Here is a 23,149-nt window from a genome sequence, read left to right as displayed (position 1 = left end):
CCAAAACTCTGAATGTTGCAGTAGGTTATCCGAGTGTAACCAAATGTATCCCATCGATACCGCCAACCCGTCGCCAATAACGAGCGGAGGGTTGACCGAAATGACGGAACTGTGACGGGGATCGCAACGGGCCCGGAGCGTTACTGCTTAACAGGTGGGCATGGTTTGAAGGGCGAGCTTGCGGCGGATGTAGCGGCCAAGAATGTCCACGCCGATATTGAGCATGGCCGTTATCAGGATCAGAACCATGGCCTGGTCGAAGCGGATACTCTGGATGGCACTATCGACATAAAAGCCCAGGGTATAGATGCCGAGAATGCCCAGAATGGCGGTTTCCCGCATGATGATTTCCCAGCGGTAAAACAGAAACGCGAGAAACGACCGGTAGACCCGGGGCACGAGTTCCCAGCCATAGCGATTAAGCCCCTTGGGCGCATCGGATCTCAAACGGATGGTATTGGTTTGCCGGCCGATCAGGTGGCCGATGATGCCGCCATTATGAAGGGCCAGTGCAACCACAGCCGGGAGCATGGAAGGCCCCCAGAGTTGCAGGAGTATGTAGGCCAGGATGTATTCAGGCGTTGATCGGGCAATCACCAGAAAAACATGACCGGAGGTCCGACGTATCGGGCCACCAAAGTGATTTGAAATCAGCGGGAACAGGAGCAGCGTGAGGATACCCGTGGCCACCAGTGCAATCTGGGTGAGAATGACGGTGTTCCAGATGCCAGGCAATGCCTGTTCGACCATCAGTTCATTCAGCCACGGCAACAGGCCGGCCAGGCCCTCACCATCCCTCAGTGGGCTGGGGACAATATCCTCGGTGAAGAACCGCTCAACATTACCCCAGACGATGGGCAGGCCATCGCCGAGGAAAAAGGGAGCACCCACGATGTACACCGGCAACAACTTGGGTCTTACCCAAAGGGGAATGGTGGCGATGAGCACGTAAAAGAGTATCAACATCGCGCCGGCGTCGGAATACATGCCCTGGGAAAAAGACGTTTCCAGATAGAACCCCAGAGTCGGCAGGCCAACAAATCCGAGTATGGCGCTTGAACGCAGACCGCATTCCAGGCGATAGGCGGTGTAGGTTCTCAGCTGGACCCAGCAATCAGGAATCTTGGTATACAGGAACGCCGCGATGGTTCCTGTCCCCGGCGGCAGGAGCCTGCCTGGTTCCGGGTCGGCTTCCTCGAGAATCTCGGAGTAAACCTTGGCGAAAATGCCGGAGTAGGGTATCGCGATTGCCAGCACGCCCGTCAGGGGGTGGAAACCGAAAAACTGCAGAAAAATCAGAGCCCAGAATAGCTCGTGAATTGCCCTGATGAAGGCGCAAAAAATCCGCACCGGGAGGAACCGGTACACCAGAGCCAGAAAAAATCCGCAAACACCGCCAACGGTCACCCCAACAAACGCAAAGGCCACCGTTCGCAATAAGGCGGTAAGAAGGCCTTCGCTGCTGAAAAAGTTCGGAGTGAGTACACCCAGGAAAAAGTTGCCCAGGTCCCGCCAGGGATTGTTTGCGGTGATCGCAATATCGGCAAACAAGAGCCCCACAAGCGCAATAGCAAGAAAGATCAGGCTGGTGCGAACAGTTGGGTAGGAGAGCATCGCTCGACAGATCCTAATACAGCGACATGATGTCTGCGGCCGCCAATTGGTCAGTAGGCTCATCAAGGGCAACCTGCCCATTCTGTATGCCAACAATCCGGTTACAGTACTTCATCGCCATTTCCACATCGTGAAGAGCGATAACACTGGTTTTGAAGCGATCTCGCAGCAATTGCATAACGTGATGCGCCATGGGGCCGTCCAGTGCGGAGATGGGTTCATCTGCCAATAAGACCGGGGCGTTGCGATAAAGGGCTCTGGCAATGGCCACCCTTTGACGCTGCCCGCCCGAGAGCGAAGCTGTGGGAATCCAGAGTTTTTCAGACATTCTCAATGCGTCCAGAAGCTCCAGGACCTGTTTTCTGTCCTGTTTGAATGGCCGCACAAGGGTAACGGTGTTGTACCAGGTGGCATGCTTGTCGAGCTGGCCCATGAAAACGTTGTGAAACACCGGAAGGGCGTTTACCAGACCAAGCTCCTGAGGGACAAGGGATGACTGGCCATCCACTCGCTGGTGAATAAGCCGGATAAGAGTGGATTTACCTGCACCACTCTTACCGACCAGGGCAACCTGATCTCCTTCTTTTACCTTGAGGGCGAGAGGCCCGATTACCCGCTCACCCCCAAAAGAGGCCGTCAGGCCTGAGAGATCAAAGCCTGCCATCAATCAATGATTCCGATTTCTTTCGCTACTTTGCGAATCGGCTCATAATCGTCGTTTGAAGCTGGAATAAAATCAGAACGCGGGAAGCTCTCAAGCAACTCGGGATCATCAAGCGATAGCAGGGCTTCGCGAACCCGATCGGTAAAGCCTTCGCCGTAGTTTTCATCCACGTCGCCACGGATGCTCCATTGGTAATTCGGGAACCCGGGTGTTTTCCAGATGACCTTCACGGCGTCGGTATCAATGTTTCCGTTTTCCAGTTCTTTTTCCCAGACCGCGAAGTTCATCGCGCCCACTTCGTAGGTGCCGGACTCGACCAGACGGAGGGTGCGAGTGTGGTTGCCGCTGTAGCCGACCCGAGAAAAGACATCTTCAGGTGCTTCGCCAAACGTTTCGCGGATGTGGTACTCCGGAATCAATCGTCCCGACGTTGAGCCCTTTGATCCGAAGGTAAAGGTCTTACCACGTACGTCTTCTGGCAGGCTATCCTGCCGATTCAGGCCGGTGCTCTCATGAGCAATAAAATAGACGTAGAAGGCCTGGTCTTCAGTGCCCTGTGCGATTGCCTGCGAACCGGGTACAAGTGATCTCGCCTGAACACCCGACAGACCGCCAAACCACGCCAGCTGCACCTGGTTATTCCGGAAGGCGGAAACGGCAGCCGCATAGGATTTCACGGGGATGTACTTCACATCGGCATCCAGTTCCTCGGAAAGGTAGTCCGCAATGCCGCGAAAACGCTCGACGAGCTTGGTTTCATCTTCGTCCGGTATTGCCGTAAAAATGAATGTCTGCGCGGTCACGGCGGCTGAAAAAAGAGAACAGAGACCAATAATCAGCAATTTCCGTATAAGATTGTGGGTCATGGTTTTTCCTTTTTGGAATGGATATTTACAGTGCAGAGATGAAGCGAACGACTCCTGCTTCAGAAGGATACCTTGATTTGGGTTAACTCTGAACAGCTGTACGGTTTGCGGGTTTAATTGGCTCAGGGCCGAACACTCCATTTTTCAGTAAGCTGGGTTCAATCAAAGACAATGCATCTGATAATGATCACGCCGGCGCAGCCGGGTTCGAAAGCAGGAAACCGGGCAACGGCGGAACGGTGGGAGACCTTGCTGCAAAGTGCCGGGCACTCGGTCGACGTGGTTACTGAATACCACGGGGAACCCTGCGATGCGTTTATAGCCCTGCATGCCTGGCGTAGTGTCGATGCCATACGGCATTTCCGCGAAATCTGGCCTGAAAAGCCGCTCATCGTGGCTCTCACCGGCACGGATATCTATTACCACCAGCACGAATACCCGGAAGACACCCGGTATTCCATGGGCGCGGCCGATGCGCTTATTGGTCTGCACGACTTGGTAGCGCACGACATACCCGCCGGCCTTGCCAGCAAATTGGTCACGCTATACCAATCGGCTGAGGGGCCGGAGGCCTTTCCGGCGCGGCAAGCGGATCTCACGAAGGAGAGTTTTGGCGCTTGTGTGATTGGTCATCTTCGGGACGAAAAGGATTCTCTGCGGGCGGCCTATGCCGCGCGATTGCTTCCGAAGGATTCGAAGGTACAGGTTTTTTGCGCCGGCAAGGCCCACAACGACGCATGGCACAACAAAGCAGAGCGGGAAATGGCTGAAAACCCACGCTTCCAATGGCTCGGCGAGCTGGATAAAACCCGCACCCGGCAGTTGATGGCGAACAGCCAGTTAATGGTGATCAGCTCGGTAATGGAGGGTGGCGCAAACGTGGTCTCCGAAGCCTGCCGGGCTGGCTTGCCGGTGTTGGCATCCGACATTCCGGGCAATGTTGGTTTGCTGGGGCGTGACTATGCCGGATATTTCCCCGTTGGCGACGAACAGGCGCTGGCCGGATTGCTGCAACACGCAGAGACCGAACCTGCGTTTCTCGAAAGCCTCAAAGCGCAGGTTGGTAATCTGGCCAAGCGTTTCCTGCCCGAAAAAGAACAGGCATCCCTGGAGCAGGCGCTACGCCTTGCAATGCATCGCTGCTCACAGGGACGTTAATCCCGCAGGGAAATAGGCTCGATGGGCCCCGATTCATCTTGGGCGGTAATCCGGCCGATGATCGCGGTATGCGGGTAACCCAACGACTTCAGCTCCCGGACGCATTCTTCGGCTTTGTCTGCCGCAACGCTTGCCAGCAGACCACCCGCCGTTTGAGGGTCAAAAATCAGGGGATATCGGGCATGATTTACCCATTTTTCCTGATCCCGGATACCCCGGCGCAAGCGGATGTTTGCAGGTTGCAGGGAACTAAGGATCCCTGCTGCCGCTGTTTCCTCCGCGCCCGGAAGGATCGGGATGGCAGAAAGATCCAGTTCGGCATCCACACCCGAGGGCTTGGTCATTTCAACCAGATGCCCGAGGAGGCCGAAGCCAGTAACGTCGGTACAGGCTTTTGATCCAAATTTCCTGAGACAGTCTGCTGCCGCCTTATTGGACTGGATCATGGAGGCGAGGGCGGAATCGATCCACCGACCTTTGGCCGCCAGCTTTGCGTGAGCGGCAAACAGGGTGCCTGTACCGATGGGCTTGGTGAGAATCAGGGCATCGCCCGCTTTCAGGCCACCTTTGCTCATGACTTCTTCCGGGTCGATCAGGCCGTTGACTGCAAAGCCCAGGGCCAGTTCCTTGCCCTCGCCGGTGTGGCCGCCAACCAGCGCGCATCCTGCCTCGTTCAGCACTTCAACAGCACCAGACATCATCTGATAGACGACATCCTCAACCTTGGATTCAATACCGTAAGGCACCGTGGCAACGGCCGTGGCACTCTGGGCTTCGGCGCCCATGGCAAAGACGTCACCGAGGCTATGATTGGCCGCCACCTTGCCAAAGATGTAGGGGTCGTCAATGAACGCACGGAAGAAATCCACGGTGTGAACCACGGCTTTGCCGGGCGGTACTGTCAACACGGCGGCGTCGTCCGGGGCGTGAAGCCCGATCAGGATATCGTCCCGCTCAATGGGTTTCAGCTCTCCCAGGGCACGCGAAAGAACGGTGCTGCCCACCTTGGCGCCACAACCACCACAACGCATGGCAACCGCCGAAATGGCCTGGGAGGCTTCCTCGGCATTCTGTGCGGCAGCCGTATCCGGCAGTTTGGATTCTTCCTCCATTGGAGGCAGATCGTTGAACTTCTTCATAAAGCGGCGATCGATCCAGTCTTTCCAGCGCCAGACCCAGGCGCCGTCGAACTGCAAATCTCCCCGGGAGGCCACAGCGTACTTGTCCCCGGTGCTGATTAGCGCTAACCACTTCTTCTGCGGATGAAAATCCTTCGGATCCTTGCCGGTTGCAAGCCGCTTGAGGTTGTCGGCGAGGGGAGGGCCCTGTCTTACCGCAAATACCCCCGCTTTTTCTCGGGGGTGATTCAAGACGTTGGCAATATCGCCAGCAGCAAAAATGCTGTCGTCATTCTCCACTTGCAGGGTATCGCGTACTCTCAGGAACAGACCATCGTCCAGCGCCAGGCCTGTGTCCTTGAGCCATTCCGGGCCACCAGCCCGGGTTACCCAGAGCACTTCGTCCGTTTGCAGGGTTTCGCCGGATTCGGTAATCAATAACCCTTCCTGAACCTTGCTGACTGGCGATCCCAGATGGACCTTCACACCACGATTCGACAAGGTTTTTCGGAAAACCTCACGCACCTTGGGGTTGTGGGTCGGTAGAATTTGGTCGGCGGCGTCGAAGAGGTGGAAATGCAGCTGACCGGGATCTTTACCACGCTGTTTCAGTTCATTCTTCAGTCGAAACTGCATGGCGAGGGTCAGCTCAACGCCACCGGCACCAGCGCCAACCACGGCAACCGCCAGCGGCCCGTCGTGATTCTCGATACGGGAAAGCAGTGCAAGCCAGCGGTTGTTGAAGCCGGTGATCGGCTTCACCGGAACGGCGTGGTCGGAAGCGCCTTCCACTTCATTGACCCGCGGAGACGAGCCAATATTGATTGACAGTATGTCGTAGGGCACATCCGGGCGACCGCGGCAGATAACCCGCTTCTGATCCCGGTCGATGCCCATGGCTTCGGCCCGGTAAAAGCGCGCGCCAGCGTATTCCGCCAGGCGGCTCAGATCGATGTGGACATCGTCGTAGCTATAGTGGCCTGCCACGTAGCCCGGCAGCATGCCGGAATAGGGGGTGTGGGTGTCGCGGCAGATCAGGGTCAGGCGCACGCCGGGAACAGGGTTCATCGCGAACCGCTTGAGTACCCCGACGTGGCTGTGCCCGCCGCCAATCAGGACAATGTCCCGTAAAACAGGCTGGTCAGGCGTTCGCATCAGCTGATTTTCTTGGCTTCAGCGCTGAATTGGCTGTATCCCTTGACGTTTGAGAAGGCCTTCAGCTTTTCCTGATCTTCGGCAGACGGATTGGCGATCTGGTCGATGGAGGTAATGCCAGCATCCTTCATCTTCTTCGCGGTGGCCGGGCCGATACCTTTAACCAGTGTCAGGTCACTCTTGTCGACCGGCTTTGCAGCCTTGGCAGCTGGTGCTTTCTTGGCTGAAGGCTTCTTCGCAGCCGGCTTTTTCGCCGCAGGCTTGCTGGTCGCGCCTTTGGCTTTGGAAGCTGTTTTGGCGGTTTTCTTAGGCGCTGATTTCTTGGCTGCCGTGCTGGCCTCTTTACTCACTTCATCTGTGAGCTTCTTGACCTCTTCACCCGCTTCCTTGGAAGCCACGCCAAGCCGCTCGAGAATGCTGCTCTGCAGTTCATGGAACTCTTCCAGGCGACGCTCAAACTCTTCGTGGAAACGCTTCATCTCGCGGTCGCGAAGCTCGTCGATTTCCTTGAGCAGCTTGCGAACAGGCTCCTGAACCTGGTTCTGCAGGCTGTCGAACTGCTTCAGCGCATCGTTCACCAGGCCTTCGATCTGGGATGAAGTCTTTTCGAACTCCTTGTTGACCTTTTTCACGATTTTATCAACGTTCTGTTTGGCTTTCTTCGCCATGGAATGTCTCCTTACGGGCAGGTTTCAACGAAAATCAATATCAGGCCATCTGCCGGAAACCGGACATGGAGCCTGGGGAACGACGTGATTTGAGCGACTGTTTCTTGGATAGCACTTCCCGGATTCTGCGGAGCTTTTCCGCCAGCGACGAGCTGCCGTTGGAGTCGAGCTCTACAAAATCGATTGAATAGAAGAAATTGCTGCAGTGTTTTCTGCGTTCGGTCACCAGGCCGGCGAGTCCTTCTGCGCGGATCTTGTCGAACGGCATGTCCATCACGAGATCGAGCACCACGGTATCACCGGGGTTGAACACTTTGTCGGTTTTCATAACACAACCGTAGCCGTCCAGCTCATAAAGGGCGGCTTCGACAAGTTCCTTCCGAAAAAGGCCCTGTCTGACTCGGAATCGTGCGACAAGGTCCGGCAATGCTTCGTTCATGAATCGGGTTCTCTGGTGATTTCCGTATCCACAGCAACCTGTCTCATTGGGAGACAGGCTGGATATTGGTTAAACAATAGACACTGAATTCTAGTTTTGCAACGCCATCAGTGCCATACGATCGACCGCTAACGCAGTTATTTAACAATTTCACCTGGCTGATCGGGCCAGTTTACCTGGTCTTCAATTCATACATATCAACGCGACGATCTTTCAGGTTAGTGACAGACCCCTCGTTACGCACCAGTTTCAGCTTTTCCAGGTCCATATCGGAGAACATGATCATCTCCGTATTCGGCGTGGTTTCCGCCATAACTGCATCGTGCGGGAAGGCAAAATCCGAAGGTGAGAATACGGCAGACTGGGCGTACTGGACGTCCAGGTTCTCGACTTTCGGCAGGTTGCCAACGCTACCAGTGACGACCACATAGCATTCGTTTTCGATGGCGCGGGCCTGGGCGCACTGACGAACCCTGAGGTAGCCGTTTTTGGTGTCGGTCCAGAACGGCACCATGATGATATCAACCTCCTGGCTGGCAGCAATACGGCCCAGTTCAGGGAATTCGATGTCATAGCAGATCATGATGGCGACACGGCCGGCATCGGTCTCGAAGACCTCAAACTGGTTGCCGCCCTCGATAACCCAGTCGCGGCGTTCGTGGGGCGTGATGTGAATCTTGCGTTGCTCATCAACACGCCCGTCCCGGTGGCAGAGATAGGACACGTTATACACCCGATCGTTTTCGATCAGTGGCATGGAGCCGGTGATAATGTTGATGTTGTAGCTCACCGCCATTTCAGACATCTCTTCCCGGAACTGCTGGGTAAATCCGGCGAGGAAACGGATGGCCCGGGTCTGGTCCATCTGATCGGTCAGTCCCATCAGCGGCGCGTTGAAAAACTCCGGGAAGATGGCGAAATCACTTTTGTAGTCAGACAAGGCATCCACGAAGTACTCGACCTGCTCGAGCACCTCTTCAACCGAGGTGAACTCACGCATCTGCCACTGCACAGCGCCCAGCCTTATCTGAGTTTTCTTGACGCTCAGAACCGGGGAAGGTGGGGTGTAGAGAATGTTCCGCCATTCCAGCAACGTGGCGTAGCCCTGGGATTTCTCATCCTCGGGCAGGTATTTGTGCATCAACCGCGTAACCTGGAAATCGTTTGAGAGCTGGAAACTCAGAATCGGATCGTAGATTTCCTTCCGATCGACCCGTTGAATGTACTCCTCGGGTGAATACTGTTCGGCGTATTTGAAGTAGCTCGGTATGCGCCCGCCCGCCAGGATGGCACGCAGGTTCATGGAGCGGCAGAGTTCTTTTCGCGCTTCGTAGAGTCGACGACCCAGTCGGTAGCCCCGGTAGTCGGGGTGGATAAAGACATCCAGCCCATAGAGGGAGTCACCATTGGCGTTGTGCCAGATCTTCTCGTTACGGAGGATCAGATCGTCGTAGGTATGCGGGTTGCTGAAACGCTCGTACTTAACGCAAACCGTCAGCGCAACCGCAATAAGCTGCCCACTTTCCTCAATGCAGATCTGGCCGTCGGGGAACTGCTCCACCAATGCCTTGATGGTGTCCTTCGGCCAGGAGCCTCCGATGTCGTCGTATACCCGATCCATAAGCTTCTGAAGCTGATCGTAGTCATCAAGCCTCAGGTTCCGGAGGTTGAGGTGCAGTTCTTCATGGGCCATTCAGTTCGGCTCCCGTTCGTTATGGAATGAGGACAATCTCAGCGTCTGCGTCAATAATTGGAAAGTTTAACAGAAGCCGCTAAAGACTTCGCATCATGGGCCGAAACACACATTAACGAATATCAATTTTATTGCTGAGGATTCGACGGTGCAGCTGACATTCGGGCAAAAGCTCCTGACTGCTTTCGGCATTCTGTTGCTGTTGGTTATGGGGGCTTTTACGCTCTCTGGCGATTTACGATTACAAAGCACCACAGAAACCTATGTGAACGCGCTGATCGACGACACCGTGCAGCAGAGCACGTCGAGCATCGCAGAGTGGCTCAATACCAGGCTGGTGATGACTGAAGCCACCGCCAAAGCCCTGGAAAATGCCGAGAACGACGAAGAGGCGCGGGTTATTCTTCAGGCCATTACCACCGGCGGCGGGTTCCGGGATGTCTATGTCGGGCGTACCGACGGCTACATGCTGATGAAATCGCCGGAGGCGAATGCCACGCTGCCAGCGGATTACGATCCCCGCCAGCGCCCCTGGTACAAGAAGGCCATGAGCCTTGGAAGCGCCTCGTTCACCGAGCCGTATCAGGATGCCAGCACCAACGACATGATCATCTCCACACTTGCGCCCGTGAAGCGCGGTGAATACGCGGGCGTGGCCGGTGCTGATATCGGCCTGGGCGCGATAGCAAAAACCCTGAGCACAGTCACCCTTGCGGACACCGGTTACGCCACTTTGATCAATGAGCGGGGTACCATACTGTTCCACCCACGGCAAAACCTTGTCGGCAAGAACATCAGTGAGCTCATTGGCGGCAAGCCGGATCTTGGCGGGGACGCTCACGAATACAGTAATGATGACGGCAACTGGGAGGCCAGCTTCTATCCGATCAGTGAAGCGCGTGGCGTGCAATGGTATCTGGGGACCTTTGTCAACGCGGACAAGATCAACGCACCGGTCCAGAGCGCCAGAATGACTGGATTGATCATGGCCGTGATCGGCCTGATCGTTTCTCTGGTGATCCTGCATCTGGGCATCAAGGTTCTGATGGCGCCGGTTCGCCGCTTGAACAAGGCCATGGCGGACATTGGCAGTGGTGATGCTGACCTGACCCAGCGTCTGGACGACAGTGCAAAAGATGAATTCGGTGAGTTGGCCCGGAGCTTTAACCAGTTTGTCGAGAATATCCAGACGGTTGTTCGGGATGTCCAGAAGGGTAGCGCCGAACTCGGGGATAATGTCAGCTCGCTGAGAGATACCGCCAGTACCAGTCGTTCAAGCGTTGAGAGCCAGCAGGCCGAGATCGATATGGTGGCGACCGCGATCAACGAGATGTCGGCCGCTGCCGGCGAGATCGCCCAGAACGCACAGCAAACCGCAGATGCCGCCAACACCGCGGATGCGGACAGCCGGGCTTCGCTGGAGACCGTCGCTGCCTCCCGGGACGCCGTGCAGAAGCTCTCGAAGGAGATTAATGCGGCTGCAGAGGTCATCCACACCCTTGGCAAGGACGTTACGTCCATCACGACGGTGCTTGAAGTGATTCAGGGTATTGCAGAGCAAACCAACCTGCTGGCATTGAATGCCGCGATTGAAGCGGCTCGGGCCGGTGAAGCAGGGCGGGGCTTCGCAGTTGTGGCAGACGAGGTACGTAACCTTGCCCAGCGCACCCAGTCCAGCACGGAGGAAATCAACGACATGATTGAGCGTCTGCAGAAGGGCGCAAATGATGCGGTCGATGTCATGAATGCCTCAACGGCGGTATCCAATGTCAGCATGGAAAAAGCGCAGGACGCCATGGATGCCCTCAACCGGATTGCCGAGGCAATCACGTCCATCAGCCAGATGACGTCGCAGATTGCCACGGCATCCGAAGAACAGACGTCGGTTACCGAGGAGTTGAACTCGTCGATTACCCGGATTGCGGATCAGGGCCAGGAAGCGGCGGCCGCGGCCACAGAAAACGATGTTTACAGCGGGCAGATTGAACGCATCGGCACCGCACTGAACCAGAACGTGTCGAGGTTCCGGGTGTAAGCGCAGGGCGCCCGCTAGCGGCTTAGGACTTCTAGCCGACGGCGCAGGTTCTCGAAGGTTTTGCGACCAACGTAACGGGATTCTTCGCTCAGGTAAGGGTTTTCGAGGGTAATGACCGTACGCTCGTCGAGATCAAGCTCTTTCACAGCGCGGGCGTAGTAGTCCCTGAGGAAATCATTGAAGCTGCCATCGTGGATGGCGCGTTCGATTCCCAGCTGAAGCCGATGGGCGGTTTCCTGGTCTTCGGGACCGACAAAGAGATAGGACGGCATCGGGTAGGCGATCAACAGATCAGGCTCAATTACCAGATTAGGATCGTGCTCCAATTCCAGGTCGTAAAGCACTTCGCTTACGCCCCTGGCAAAACACTCGAAGCGTTCATTACGCAACATTCCGAACAGTATTTCGTATCGGGAGTGAGCGACCACCGGAATACCGTTGGCTTCAAGTACCGGTGTGTCTGGCCAGTGGGCGCCCTGGCCAATCCGAATCTGACTGTCTCTCAAGTCATCCAGAGTCTTGATTCCCGCAAACCGGGGCAAGAATTCCGGCATGACCACGCAAACCCGAAAACCGAGCAACCCGCCATCGACCGGAAACGGTATGGCGGTCAGGGACTTCTCCCGTTCTGCGGAGGTAGCGACATTGGCGATGTCGACTAATCGTGACTGGCCGTCTGTCAGTTCCCTCAGTACGCGGCCCTGGCTCAGCTCTTCACTTCTGATTATCTGAAATTCTCCGTACTCTGGCGTCTTCTTCAGAGCAAGCTCCACCAGGGCCCGGATGGCAGGGCTGTCGTAATTCCGGTACCAGAGTACGTAACCGCGCACGGCTGCCTGCGACGCAGTGGTCGATGACGTTGTGGCTGAGAGTGGTCCTGCCGCAAGGCAGAAAGCCAATGGCATCAGGCAAAGAACCAGTTTTCGGAACCGGTGGGAGACCAGGGAAGCGGGCAGAGAATATTCCAAATCAGAGATCCTTTCTTACTACTGGAAAAACCGGCTATCAAGCAGTCATGATTCAGGCACGCATCCTCACTTTAGAACAGAAACTCAAAAATAAATCAGACAACATCCAAAAAAATTGTAAAACCTTCTTGCGAGCACTGAAGTCCGTTGTAATCATCAGTTCCCCATCAATTTCGGAGCTTGGCAATGGCAATTATCGATAATCTCATCGGAGCGACCGGTCAATGGGTGGCCAGTACCGACCCCAAGGCTACACTGGCCAGCCCTCTGGCCTGGCTGAAGAAAACGGGCGGGTACGCAGCGGTGAACAAGATCATCGGTCTGTCGATTCCTTTTGCACCACGGAACAACTTCAGCGTTGAGGAGGTCAGGCCAGGATATGTAAGAGCGAAAATCCGCTTGAAAGGCAACAAAAACCACTTCGGCAGCCTTTATGCGGGCGCGTACTTCCTGGTAGCCGAAATTCCCGGTGGCGTGCTGACCCTATTTGATCTGGGGCCTTCGTACACGCCGATTCTCAAGGAAATGACGTTGCAGTTTCTCCAGCCAGCCAACAGCGATGTCACTGTAGAATTCACCCTGGATCCCGAAACCGTGGCAGCCATTCTTGCTGACGCTGATGAGACCGGGCGGGCGAAATTCTCCCTGGAAGGCAAACTGGTGGACGAAGAGGGCAACCATGTAGCAACCTCCATCGCCCATTACCGCGTGCGGAAAAAAGGGTTTAAAGCAGAGGCCTGAATAATTCAGGCCTGTTCGAGGCCAGCGATGGTTTGCAGGAAAATCTCGCCGTATTTCTCTAGCTTGGCGGCGCCCACGCCGCTGACTTCCGCCAGCTCATCCAGGGTGCGCGGTTTGCGTTCCAGCATTCCAAACAGGGTAGTGTCATGGAAAATGACGTAAGGCGGCACGCCCTGTTTGTCGGCCAGCTCCTTGCGGCAGGCTCGAAGCGCCTCCCAGCCGGCCTTGTCGGTAATCTGTTCTGAGACCGGCGAACCCGACCGGCCGCCGTTTGCCCGGCCGGTTGTCTTCTTGATTTCCGGATCCTTGCGCAGCTCAATGGTCTGACGTCCTTTCAGCAGTGGCCGACACTGTTCGGTCAACTGGAGCGCACCATAGCCCTCCGGATCTGCACGGAGGTAACCATTGGCCACCAGTTGCCGGTATACCGATTTCCACTCGTTGGCACTCAGTTCCGTTCCAATGCCGTAGGTTGACACCTGGTGGTGCCCGGATTGGAGAATCCGCTCGTTTTCCGAGCCTCGCAGAACATCAATCAGATAGGTAACGCCGAAACGCTGGCCCGTTCGGAAAACGCAGGAAAGGGCTTTCTGGACGGCGACGGTTCCATCCCAGGTGTCCGGTGGATTCAGGCAGGTGTCGCAATTGCCACAGGGTTGCTCAAGCTCGTCCCCGAAATAGCGCAACAGCACCTGACGGCGGCAACTGGTGACCTCACAAAGGCCCAGCATCGCATCCAGCTTCTGCCGTTCCACGCGCTTGAAATGATCGTTACCCTGTGAGCTTTCCAGCATCTGGCGCAGTTTGATGACATCCTGCAGGCCATAAACCATCCAGGCCGTAGACGGCTTGCCGTCACGCCCGGCCCGACCGGTTTCCTGATAGTAGGCTTCAAGGCTCTTCGGCAGATCTAGGTGTGCGACAAAGCGCACGTCCGGTTTATCGATACCCATGCCGAAGGCGATGGTGGCAACAATAATCACCCCGTCTTCACGCAGGAACCGCTCCTGGTGATGGGCACGCTGTTCCGAGGACAGGCCTGCATGATAGGGCAGAGCGGTATAGCCTTTCTGGGCCAGGGTTTTCGCGGTGGCGTCGACCTTGTTCCGGGACAGGCAGTAAACGATGCCGCAGTCGCCCTCATGTTCGGCTTTAATAAAATCCAGTAACTGTTTGTTCGCGTTTATTTTTGGCGCTATACGGTACTGAATGTTGGGGCGATCGAAGCCACTGACGAAGTGTCTTGCCTCTGTCAGTGACAGTCGTTCTGCAATTTCCTTTCGGGTTCGCTCATCCGCGGTTGCGGTCAACGCGATGCGGGGTACGCCGGGAAACTGTTCTGCCAGCATGCTGAGCTGAAGGTAATCGGATCGGAAATCGTGACCCCATTGGGACACACAATGGGCCTCGTCGATAGCGAACAGCGAGATGGAGGCGTCATGAAGCAATTCGATGGTGCGCGGCTGTATCAGTCTTTCAGGGGCGCAGTACAGAAGGTCAAGCTCACCGGTCATGAGCGCGTATTCGGTCGCCCGGGCCTGCTCGAAATCCATGGTTGAATTCAGGAACGCAGCCCGGACCCCTAGCTCTTTCAATGCCGCTACCTGGTCCTGCATCAGGGCAATCAGAGGTGAAATTACGATCGCAGTGCCCGAGCGAACCAGCGCCGGCACCTGATAGCAAAGAGATTTACCGCCGCCCGTCGGCATGAGCACAAGTGCATCGCGGCCTTCCGATACTTCCCGGATGATGTCACCCTGAAGCGGACGGAAGGATTCATAACCAAAGACTTCGTGCAGCACCTGTTCCGGATCACGGCCCGAGGTGGTTGGGCGCTCGGTGGAAAGCTGTTCGAAATCCTGATCAAGATACATAGAATAACCGGTTGCTCGGCTTGGAGCCGCTGTATTGATTCGGGTGGAGTGCCGGGTTCGGCGCAGTGGCGAATGATACCAGATTAACCCTGAGGATTGGCCAGCAAACCCGCGTGCCGGGTGGAGGCAAACTAATCTAAGAAACGCTACAATACCGCGTTTTTGAACCACCGTTTCACGCCATACTGTGACAGACACTGATAACAACAGGGCTTCCATGCAGGAATTTGATGCCATCCGTCCCTATTCGGACGAAGAAACCGGCGCTGCTATCAACCGCCTGGTCAACGATCAGGAATTTCTGGATATGGTCGGTCGCTTCAAGTCACCGACTCTCGCCCGCTGGGCGCCGGCCATGTTGCGTGTGTTTACCCGTCGCTGGTTAAACAGCCATTTTGGTCACTACACACGAGTCGATGATCTCCAGGCCGGGCTTTCCAGCTACGTGGGTGAGCTGGTTGAGAGCACAACCACGCGAGTAACGACCAGCGGGCTGGAGAACCTCGACAAGCGCGGCGCCTATCTGTTTATTTCAAACCATCGGGACATTGTTTTCGACCCCATGGTGGTGAACTACCAGCTGTTCCAGAATGGTTTCCATACCACCCGAATTGCCATTGGCGACAACCTGCTTGCCAACCGCGTGTTCGCTGAAATGATGCGACTGAACAAGAGCTTTGTAGTGCGACGCAGCATGACAAGCCCCCGCGAGATGCGTGATGCCTACATCACACTCTCCGGCTTTATCAACCACAGCATCGATACCAATCACAGCATATGGATTGCCCAACGTGAGGGCCGGGCGAAGGACGGGCTGGATTTTACCGACCCCGCCATCATCAAGATGTTCTATATGAGCCGCAAGAAAAGCGGGCTCGGTTTTGACGAAGCCATGAATCGGCTGCATGTGGTGCCAGTTTCCATTGCCTACGAGTACGATCCGTGCGATGCCGACAAAGCCCAGGAGCTGGAAACCCGGGCCCGGACCGGCCAGTACATCAAGCGAGAGGGTGAAGATACCGAACAGATCATGAAGGGACTGACCGGTTTCAAAGGGCACGTGCATGTGCACTTTGGTGCGCCCATCCATGATTCACCGGATAACCCGAAAGATTTGGCCGCCCGTATAGATCGGGAGATGCATGCGAACTATCACCTGCATGCCTCAAACCTGGTGGCTTATCAGCAGCGTGGTCTTCATCCCCAGGCCCACGATACGCCGGATACCGTCAGCGATTCAGTGGTCACTGCCGAAACCTGGTCACCGGCGGAAATGGAAGCTGCTGAAGCCGAGATGGAGCGGAGACTGGAAGCCTGCGATCCGGCCATCCGGCCTTATCTGCTGGATATGTATGCCAACCCAGTGGTCACCGCGCTTGAGGCCAATGCCGAGAAATCCGGCCATTCCGAATAAACCGGTACATAATTTTCAGACATGAGGTAAACCGTGCAGGATCTTCAGTACATTCAGATTGAAACCGGGGAAAGCCCGACCGCAGCCGTCATCTGGCTTCATGGCCTTGGTGCGAGCGGCCACGACTTCGAGCCCGTAGTGCCGGAACTGGGCCTGCCGGAAGATACAGCGGTACGCTTCATCTTTCCCCATGCGCCCAATCTGCCTGTCACCATCAACGGTGGCATGTCCATGCCCGCCTGGTACGACATCAAGGCCATGGATATCGACCGTGTGGTGGATACGGAACAGTTGCGGGCGTCTGCCGATGCGGTCGCCAAACTGGTCGAGCAGCAAAAACACAAAGGCATCCCGCCGGAGCGTATTATCATCGCCGGATTCTCCCAGGGAGGCGCCGTTGCCTATGAACTGGGGCTCAGCTACCCGGAACGTTTTGGCGGTGTTCTGGCGCTTTCAACTTACTTCGCCACCGCGGACACGGTTGAGCGCTCTGAGGCCAATGCTGATGTGCCGATCAGCGTGTATCACGGAACCTTCGATCCGATGGTGCCGGAATCACTGGGTGTGCGCAGTGTCGAAACCCTGAAGGAGATGGGCTACGACCCTTCGTATCAGACGTTCCCCATGGAACACAGTGTGTGCCTTGAGGAAATACAGGACATTGGCCGATTCATTCGCCGGCACCTGCTTTGAGGCACCGCCATGCCCTGGGTCAGACCCAGAGCATGGCGCCCATCTCCAACGGATGCGTCAGTGATTCGTGATAGGGGTACATCCTGAGCCTGAGAGTCTGCAAGCCGGGATAGGGGGGTTGCACGCGTGTAGAGAACACGGTTCGCCCCTCCGCTTCGCTTTCCTTATCCAGCAAGAAACTGTCGGGCCCCGGGCTGTTATGGGTGCCGGTGCATTCTGGGCTGACCAGGCACTCCACCCGCACATCCTCCGCTGACAGGCCATTGAGCCTTGCCTCGACTCTGAGTTCTACGCCGCCATCATGGGGGCAGGCAGCTTCGACGCAGCCAACCACGTTTAATTGCACTCCCGGCCAGGCATGCCTGACCCGTGCCTTCCAGTCTGCAAGTTCTTTGGCAACCTCGCCGTTGTCGGCCATCAGCAAAGCACCCTGGGTTGACGCCGGCTGGTAATAGTTATTGACGTAATCCATCACCATACGCCGGGCGTTAAACCTTGGTGTGATCGACTTCATCGAAGCCTTGGATCGCTGGACCCAGCCTTTCGAAAAGCCCTGGGAGGCGCGCTCGTAGTAGAGGGGAACCACTTCGAATTCGAGCAGATCGATCAGGTCCCGGGCCTCTTCCTCATTCCGGAATTCAGGGTCCAGTTCGGTATCCCTGGGAGGGATGCCCCAGCCATTTTTGCCGTTATAGCCTTCGCCCCACCAGCCGTCGAGCACGCTGAGATTAAGAGCGCCATTGAGGGCTGCTTTCTCTCCGGAGGTGCCACTGGCCTCTTTCGGGTATTCCGGTGTGTTCAGCCACACATCGACGCCACTGAGCAGCCTGCGGGCCATGGCCTGGTCATAGTCCTCCAGGAGAATCAGGTGCCCCATCAACGAAGGGTGCATGGAAAGGTCGTGGATTACCTTGATCAGTTGCTGACCGGGTTTGTCCTTGGGATGGGCCTTGCCGGCAAATACCAGCACCACCGGGCGGTCCGGATCGGTAAGGATGCTTTCGAGGCGTTCCAGGTCCGAGAAGATCAGCGTCGCGCGTTTGTAGGTGGCGAACCGCCTTGCAAACCCGATAACCAGCGTGTCTTTTTCCGAGGAAACAAGCTGCCGGGTCATCCTGTCAGTGACGGAATGGCCGGTGCCGTTGCGTTTATGCTGGCGCTTGAGCCGCTGGACAATGTATTCGCCCATTTGCTGTTTCAGGGCCTTGTGAACGCTCCAGTAGTGATAGTCCGGGATCTGGTCGATAAACTTCCAGAATTCCGGGTTCCGGAGTTCACTTTTCCACGTGGGCGCCTGTATATCGAACAGGCTGGACCATTCCGGCGCCAGAAACGTCGGTACGTGCACACCGTTGGTAATGTACCCGATAGGGTTTTCTGCCGACGGCACCTGGGGCCAGATATCGCCCTCCATCAACGAGGCGACACAACCGTGAATCCGGCTCACCCCGTTGTGGAAACGAGAGCCGCGCAGGCCCAGACTGGTCATGTTGAAACTGTCCCCACCGTCCTTCGAGCCCAGGGCAAACACCTGATCAAAATCCAGGGCAGATTCCTCGATATATCGCCCCAGGGCATGATGAACGAGGGAGCGGGGGAAGATGTCGTGGCCAGCCGGTACCGGCGTATGCGTTGTGAACAGCGTTGCGCCGGCAACGGCTTCAAGCGCGGCCTCGAAACTCAACCCGGAAACCATGGTGTGCCTGCAGCGTTCCAGAATCTGGAATGCGGCATGGCCCTCGTTGATATGCCAGACGGTCGGCTTTAGGTTCAGCGCCTCCACAACCCGGGTTCCACCAATGCCAAGCAGCATTTCCTGGCTGATCCGCGTGGACTCGTCGCCACCGTAAAGCTGGAGCGTCAGATCCCGGTCTTCCGGGCCGTTTTCTTCGGTATTGCTGTCCAGCAGGTATAAGCGGATATGGCCTACGCGGGCTTCCCACACACGCGCCACAACATCACGCCCGGGGAAGGGGACGGAGACCTTGAGCCACTTGCCGTCTATCTCCACCGGTGAAATAGGCAATTCATCGCTGGAATGGGACTGATAGCGCGCAATCTGCTGACCGTGGGCGTCGATACTCTGGATAAAGTAACCCTGCCGATACAACAGACCCACAGCGACAAAGGGCAGGGCCAGGTCACTGGCGGCCTTGCAATGGTCGCCGGCAAGGATGCCCAAGCCGCCGGAATAGATCGGAAAACTTTCGTGGAAGCCGAATTCGGCACAGAAGTAAGCCACCAGGGCCTGTTCCGGATCGAGCTTCTCCGTCACTTCCGGGCCGGGGCCAGCCTCAAGATAGGCATCGTAGCTACTCAGAACCCGACGATACTCGGCCAGAAACGCCCGGTCTTCAGACGCTTCATCGAGTCGATCCTGGGCAACCCGCCGCAGGAAAAGCTTTGGGTTGTGCTCGACTTTCTGCCATAGCGGTAGGTCAATACGGACAAACAGGCTTCGAACCCCGTGGTCCCAGCTGTAGAACAGGTCATTGGCAAGCTCTTCCAATCGCTCCAGGGGTTCGGGAAGCAGGGGATGAGCTTCAAGTCGGAATTCCGTTGCTTTATGCATGTTGGTTGCCTCCAGGCGGGCAAACGCTCGCACTAATCCAGCTGTTGTTGGTCACGTTCTTTGAGAATACGTTGATACAGATCGCCATAGGTGCGAGCCCGCTGCTTCCAGGAATAATCGATCGCCATGCCGTTATCCTGCAACCGCCGCCATTGCTTACGTTTTTCAAAAACCTGTAGCGCGCGGTTTACGGCAGCCAGTAACGAATCGGCATTGGCGCCGGTAAAAACGAATCCGGTGGCCTTGTCGATGCCAACCTCCTGAGGGTCCTGGACCGTGTCTGCCAGCCCGCCAACACCGTGCACCACCGGAATCGTGCCGTACCTGAGGCTGTACATCTGGTTGAGCCCACAGGGCTCGAATCTCGATGGCATCAGGAACAGGTCACATCCGGCTGTGATGCGATGGGAAAGCCCCTCGTTGTAGCCCAACGTGAGAGACATTTGCCCCGGCCATTGCCGGGCAAGGCGTTTCAGGGGCTCCTCGTAACTGGCTTCACCGGAGCCAAGAACGACAAACTGGCAACCCTGTTCCAGCAAGTGCGGCATCACCGAAACCAGCCAGTCCACGCCTTTCTGTTCAACCAGTCGCCCGATGAAGCCCAGTAGTGGACCGCCGTTTACCTCCAGCCCGAGCTCTTGCTGCAGGCCGGCCTGGCACTGTGTCTTGTTCTTCAAGTGATCCCGGCCATAGTGAAAGGACAGTTCAGGGTCCTCCTCGGGATTCCAGACCCGGTTATCGATGCCGTTGAGAATGCCGGTGAGCGCGTCCTGGCGGTGTCGAAGCAAACCATCAAGTCCATTACCGAATTCCGGGGTCTGGATCTCGAGCGCATAGGTCGGGCTGACGGTGGTGATTCGGTCACTGAAAACGAGGCCGCCCTTGATGAACGAAAGCTGCCCGTAGAATTCAAGCTGCTCGAGGTTCCAGAGCGAATCAGGCAGACCCAGGGCACGGAAAGTCTCATGGGAGAAGAGTCCCTGGTAGGCGAGGTTATGGATGGTAAACACAGTGCCGGGCCTGTCGTGGTAGGCCTCGAGAAATACCGGTATCAGCCCGGTTTGCCAGTCGTTGCAGTGCACCAGATCCGGTCTCCAGGACAGGCCTGCCTCTCCCATGGCGATCATGGCGCCGACCTTTCCGAACAGCTCAAAGCGATGGGCATTGTCCCACCAGTCTTTGCCTTCCTCGTTCTTATAGGGGTTGCCAGGGCGATCAAACAATGGCGGACAGTCCACTAGCCATAGCGTGACAGCGGTGCCGGGCAGTCGGGTCCGCCAGAGGCTCACATTGTATTGCCCCAGCTGAAACCGCGCCTTTCTTCGAGAGCCTGCCTTTCTTGCCGCTTTCAAAGCATCGGGATAGCCCGGTAGAAGTATCTGTACGTCGTATTCCAGGCGGCAGAGCGCTTCCGGCAAACTTGCTGAAACGTCGGCAAGACCGCCGGTTTTCATCAAGGGATAAACCTCACTGGTTGCAAACAGCACCCGGATCATAAAGCCGGCCTCAGAATGATCGCGCCCAGTGGTGGCAGGGTTAGTTCCACGGACCACTCACGGTTCATCCAGGGCTGGGCATCCGCAGGCATGGGGTAGGGATTTCCCAGATTACTCCCACCGTAATACTCTGAATCGGAATTAAAAATTTCCCGCCAGTTGCCACCTTCAGGCAGGCCGATCCGATAGTGGTGTCTGGGCATCGGTGTGAAATTAACGACAATCACCGAGGTTTCGCCCTTGGCGGTGCGCAGGAAACTGATCACTGACTGGGGGGAATCATGGCAGTCGATCCATTCGAAACCATCCGGCTTGAAGCAGGCGCCGTGTAACGAGACCTCCCGTCGGTAGATACCGTTCAGGTCCTGGACCAGCTTTTTAATACCCTGATGCTCCGGGTAGGCCAGTAGAGACCAGTCCAGTTCCCGGGATTCACTCCATTCGCGTCGCTGCCCGAGTTCACAGCCCATAAAAAGAAGTTTGGCGCCCGGGTAACTGAACATGTAGGTAAAAAGCACCCTCAAGGTAGCCCTCTGTTGCCATTCGTCGCCGGTCATTTTGTTGATCAGGCTGCCTTTGCCATGAACCACTTCGTCGTGGGAAAGCGGGAGCAGGAAATTCTCCGAGAAGGCGTAGAGCAGCCCAAAGGTCAGCTTGTCGTGATGATACTGACGATACACCGGATCCTGTGCCAGATAGTCCAGGGTGTCGTGCATCCAGCCCATGTTCCATTTCAGGTTGAACCCGAGTCCGCCAATTTCCGGTGGCCGGGTTACACGTGGCCAGGAGGTCGATTCTTCCGCACAGACCAGCGTTCCGGGGAAGCGGCTCTGGCAGACCTGGTTCAATTCCCGCAGGAACTCAATGGCTTCGAGGTTTTCATGGCCTCCATGCACGTTGGGCTCCCATTCGCCTTCCTTGCGGGAGTAGTTGAGGTACAGCATGGAAGCCACCGCATCCACCCTGAGCCCGTCGATATGAAAGGCGTCCAGCCAGAACAAGGCACTGCCGATCAGGAAGTTCCGCACCTCATGCCGGCCATAGTTGTAGATGAGTGTGCCCCAGTCCTGATGGCGCCCTTTGCGGGGATCTTCATGTTCGTAAAGCGCGCTGCCATCAAAGCGGGCAAGGGCGTGTTCATCGGTCGGGAAATGTCCCGGTACCCAGTCCAGAATCACGCCGATTTTGTGCCGGTGGCATTGGTCCACCAGATAACGAAGATCGTCCGGCGTGCCGAACCGACTGGTGGGCGCGTAGTATCCGGTCGTCTGGTATCCCCAGGATTCATCCAGGGGGTGTTCCGTGACCGGCAACAGTTCAATGTGGGTGAAGCCCAGTTCGAGCACATAGGGAATGAGTTGGTCGGCCAGTTCCCGATAGGTCAGCCATCGACCCGAACCGTGGTGGCGCCAGGAGGCGGCATGAACCTCGTAGATGGAGATGGGCGAATCCTGCCAGTTCCAGCGACCCCGCCGGGCCAGCCAGTCGCCATCGCCCCAGCCAAAGTGGCCGCGCTCGGTGACTACAGCAGCGGTGGAGGGCCTGAGCTCGAAAGCCTGTCCATAGGGATCGGTTTTCAGGATCTGCCGGCCTTTGTCCGTTGTGATGGCGAATTTATAGAGAGCGCCGTTACCGATGCCCGGGATAAAGCAGGACCAAACCCCCGTGCCTTCATGCAACGACATGGGATGGATGCCCGCGTTCCATTCGTTAAAGTCACCGGCAACACTGACGGCGCTGGCGTGCGGCGCCCAGACTGCAAACCGGACACCTTCCACACTTCGGTTCCTGCAGACATGGGCACCGAGCACGTTGTAAATGTGCCAGTGGCGACCCTCGGCAAAAAGGTGGAGGTCGAATTCGCTGAGCGTTGGACTGTCCATAGACCGTGCTGTTCCTGACCAGATGAGGCGCTTTGAGCGTCCCTTCATTGGACGCGAAAGGGCCTGTTTAAAAAATGACCCAAAACAAGTTTACGTCA

Annotated in this window: 18 protein-coding genes; 6 read left to right on the top strand and 12 right to left on the bottom strand. The window is 56.5% G+C overall.

What is annotated here, in order from left to right; genetic code table 11:
- Positions 1 to 147 precede the first annotated feature (147 nt).
- Genes ACP86_RS21025 through ACP86_RS21015 form a run of 3 tightly spaced genes read right to left on the bottom strand, consistent with a single transcriptional unit; the run spans position 148 to position 3,285 of the window.
- Complete coding sequence (locus tag ACP86_RS21025) at positions 148 to 1,614, bottom strand: PhnE/PtxC family ABC transporter permease (protein ID WP_053115328.1); 1,467 nt, start codon at positions 1,612 to 1,614, stop codon at positions 148 to 150.
- Positions 1,615 to 1,627: 13 nt separating this feature from the next.
- Complete coding sequence (locus tag ACP86_RS21020; protein ID WP_053115327.1) at positions 1,628 to 2,278, bottom strand: ATP-binding cassette domain-containing protein; 651 nt, start codon at positions 2,276 to 2,278, stop codon at positions 1,628 to 1,630.
- A complete protein-coding gene (locus ACP86_RS21015; protein WP_227507777.1) occupies positions 2,278 to 3,285 on the bottom strand; it encodes a putative selenate ABC transporter substrate-binding protein in 1,008 nt (335 codons plus the stop codon). Before ACP86_RS21015 ends, ACP86_RS21020 begins: the two co-directional genes overlap by 1 nt.
- A gap of 30 nt (positions 3,286 to 3,315) precedes the next feature.
- Between ACP86_RS21015 and senB the strand changes: the two genes are divergently transcribed.
- Positions 3,316 to 4,302 (top strand): selenoneine biosynthesis selenosugar synthase SenB, encoded by a 987-nt coding sequence (gene senB / locus ACP86_RS21010; protein WP_053115325.1) that lies wholly within the window; start codon positions 3,316 to 3,318, stop codon positions 4,300 to 4,302.
- Here senB and selD read toward each other — a convergent pair.
- The 4 genes from selD to ACP86_RS20990 form a co-directional block, all read right to left on the bottom strand.
- Positions 4,299 to 6,575 carry a selenide, water dikinase SelD gene (gene selD / locus ACP86_RS21005; RefSeq protein WP_053115324.1) on the bottom strand — a complete coding sequence of 759 codons (2,277 nt, stop codon included), beginning with the start codon at positions 6,573 to 6,575 and terminating at the stop codon, positions 4,299 to 4,301. The genes senB and selD overlap by 4 nt on opposite strands.
- Positions 6,575 to 7,243 (bottom strand): helix-hairpin-helix domain-containing protein, encoded by a 669-nt coding sequence (locus ACP86_RS21000; protein WP_053115323.1) that lies wholly within the window; start codon positions 7,241 to 7,243, stop codon positions 6,575 to 6,577. Before ACP86_RS21000 ends, selD begins: the two co-directional genes overlap by 1 nt.
- Positions 7,244 to 7,283: 40 nt before the next feature.
- Positions 7,284 to 7,682: a hypothetical protein gene (locus ACP86_RS20995; protein ID WP_008171578.1), complete on the bottom strand. Its 399-nt coding sequence runs from the start codon at positions 7,680 to 7,682 to the stop codon at positions 7,284 to 7,286.
- A gap of 172 nt (positions 7,683 to 7,854) precedes the next feature.
- Positions 7,855 to 9,375, bottom strand: coding sequence for a carbon-nitrogen hydrolase family protein (locus tag ACP86_RS20990; RefSeq protein ID WP_053115322.1), 1,521 nt, complete (start codon positions 9,373 to 9,375; stop codon positions 7,855 to 7,857).
- A gap of 148 nt (positions 9,376 to 9,523) precedes the next feature.
- Here ACP86_RS20990 and ACP86_RS20985 point away from each other — a divergent pair, with 148 nt between their 5' ends.
- Positions 9,524 to 11,410, top strand: coding sequence for a methyl-accepting chemotaxis protein (locus tag ACP86_RS20985; protein ID WP_053115321.1), 1,887 nt, complete (start codon positions 9,524 to 9,526; stop codon positions 11,408 to 11,410).
- 14 nt (positions 11,411 to 11,424) lie between these two features.
- Here ACP86_RS20985 and ACP86_RS20980 read toward each other — a convergent pair whose 3' ends face one another.
- The gene (locus ACP86_RS20980) at positions 11,425 to 12,378 is read right to left on the bottom strand and encodes a hypothetical protein (protein WP_053115320.1); all 954 of its coding nucleotides are present in this window, start codon (positions 12,376 to 12,378) and stop codon (positions 11,425 to 11,427) included.
- Here ACP86_RS20980 and ACP86_RS22920 point away from each other — a divergent pair.
- Complete coding sequence (locus ACP86_RS22920; RefSeq protein ID WP_162490509.1) at positions 12,309 to 12,581, top strand: hypothetical protein; 273 nt, start codon at positions 12,309 to 12,311, stop codon at positions 12,579 to 12,581. The two genes, ACP86_RS20980 and ACP86_RS22920, sit on opposite strands and share 70 nt — an antisense overlap.
- Positions 12,565 to 13,119 (top strand): YiiD C-terminal domain-containing protein, encoded by a 555-nt coding sequence (locus ACP86_RS20975; RefSeq protein ID WP_041645218.1) that lies wholly within the window; start codon positions 12,565 to 12,567, stop codon positions 13,117 to 13,119. The genes ACP86_RS22920 and ACP86_RS20975 overlap by 17 nt, the downstream gene beginning before the upstream one ends.
- A 5-nt stretch (positions 13,120 to 13,124) precedes the next feature.
- Here the strand turns inward: ACP86_RS20975 and recQ are convergent, their stop codons facing one another.
- Positions 13,125 to 14,993 (bottom strand): DNA helicase RecQ, encoded by a 1,869-nt coding sequence (recQ, locus tag ACP86_RS20970; RefSeq protein ID WP_014577099.1) that lies wholly within the window; start codon positions 14,991 to 14,993, stop codon positions 13,125 to 13,127.
- Between the two features lie 217 nt (positions 14,994 to 15,210).
- On the opposite strand from recQ, the gene ACP86_RS20965 reads away from it, so the two are divergent.
- Positions 15,211 to 16,407 carry a lysophospholipid acyltransferase family protein gene (locus ACP86_RS20965; RefSeq protein WP_008169692.1) on the top strand — a complete coding sequence of 399 codons (1,197 nt, stop codon included), beginning with the start codon at positions 15,211 to 15,213 and terminating at the stop codon, positions 16,405 to 16,407.
- A gap of 33 nt (positions 16,408 to 16,440) precedes the next feature.
- Positions 16,441 to 17,100: an alpha/beta hydrolase gene (locus ACP86_RS20960; protein WP_053115319.1), complete on the top strand. Its 660-nt coding sequence runs from the start codon at positions 16,441 to 16,443 to the stop codon at positions 17,098 to 17,100.
- A gap of 19 nt (positions 17,101 to 17,119) precedes the next feature.
- Here ACP86_RS20960 and glgP read toward each other — a convergent pair whose 3' ends face one another.
- Genes glgP through glgB form a run of 3 tightly spaced genes read right to left on the bottom strand, consistent with a single transcriptional unit; the run spans position 17,120 to position 23,051 of the window.
- A complete protein-coding gene (gene glgP, locus ACP86_RS20955; protein WP_176443018.1) occupies positions 17,120 to 19,672 on the bottom strand; it encodes an alpha-glucan family phosphorylase in 2,553 nt (850 codons plus the stop codon).
- Between the two features lie 32 nt (positions 19,673 to 19,704).
- Positions 19,705 to 21,168 carry a glycogen synthase GlgA gene (glgA, locus tag ACP86_RS20950; RefSeq protein ID WP_053115317.1) on the bottom strand — a complete coding sequence of 488 codons (1,464 nt, stop codon included), beginning with the start codon at positions 21,166 to 21,168 and terminating at the stop codon, positions 19,705 to 19,707.
- Complete coding sequence (gene glgB, locus ACP86_RS20945) at positions 21,165 to 23,051, bottom strand: 1,4-alpha-glucan branching protein GlgB (protein ID WP_053115315.1); 1,887 nt, start codon at positions 23,049 to 23,051, stop codon at positions 21,165 to 21,167. Before glgB ends, glgA begins: the two co-directional genes overlap by 4 nt.
- Positions 23,052 to 23,149: the final 98 nt, after the last annotated feature.

It is taken from the genome of Marinobacter sp. CP1, from assembly GCF_001266795.1.
Lineage (GTDB): Bacteria > Pseudomonadota > Gammaproteobacteria > Pseudomonadales > Oleiphilaceae > Marinobacter > Marinobacter flavimaris.
Note: the sequence above shows the minus strand (reverse complement) of the source record. Positions and strands in the feature narration are given on the sequence as shown.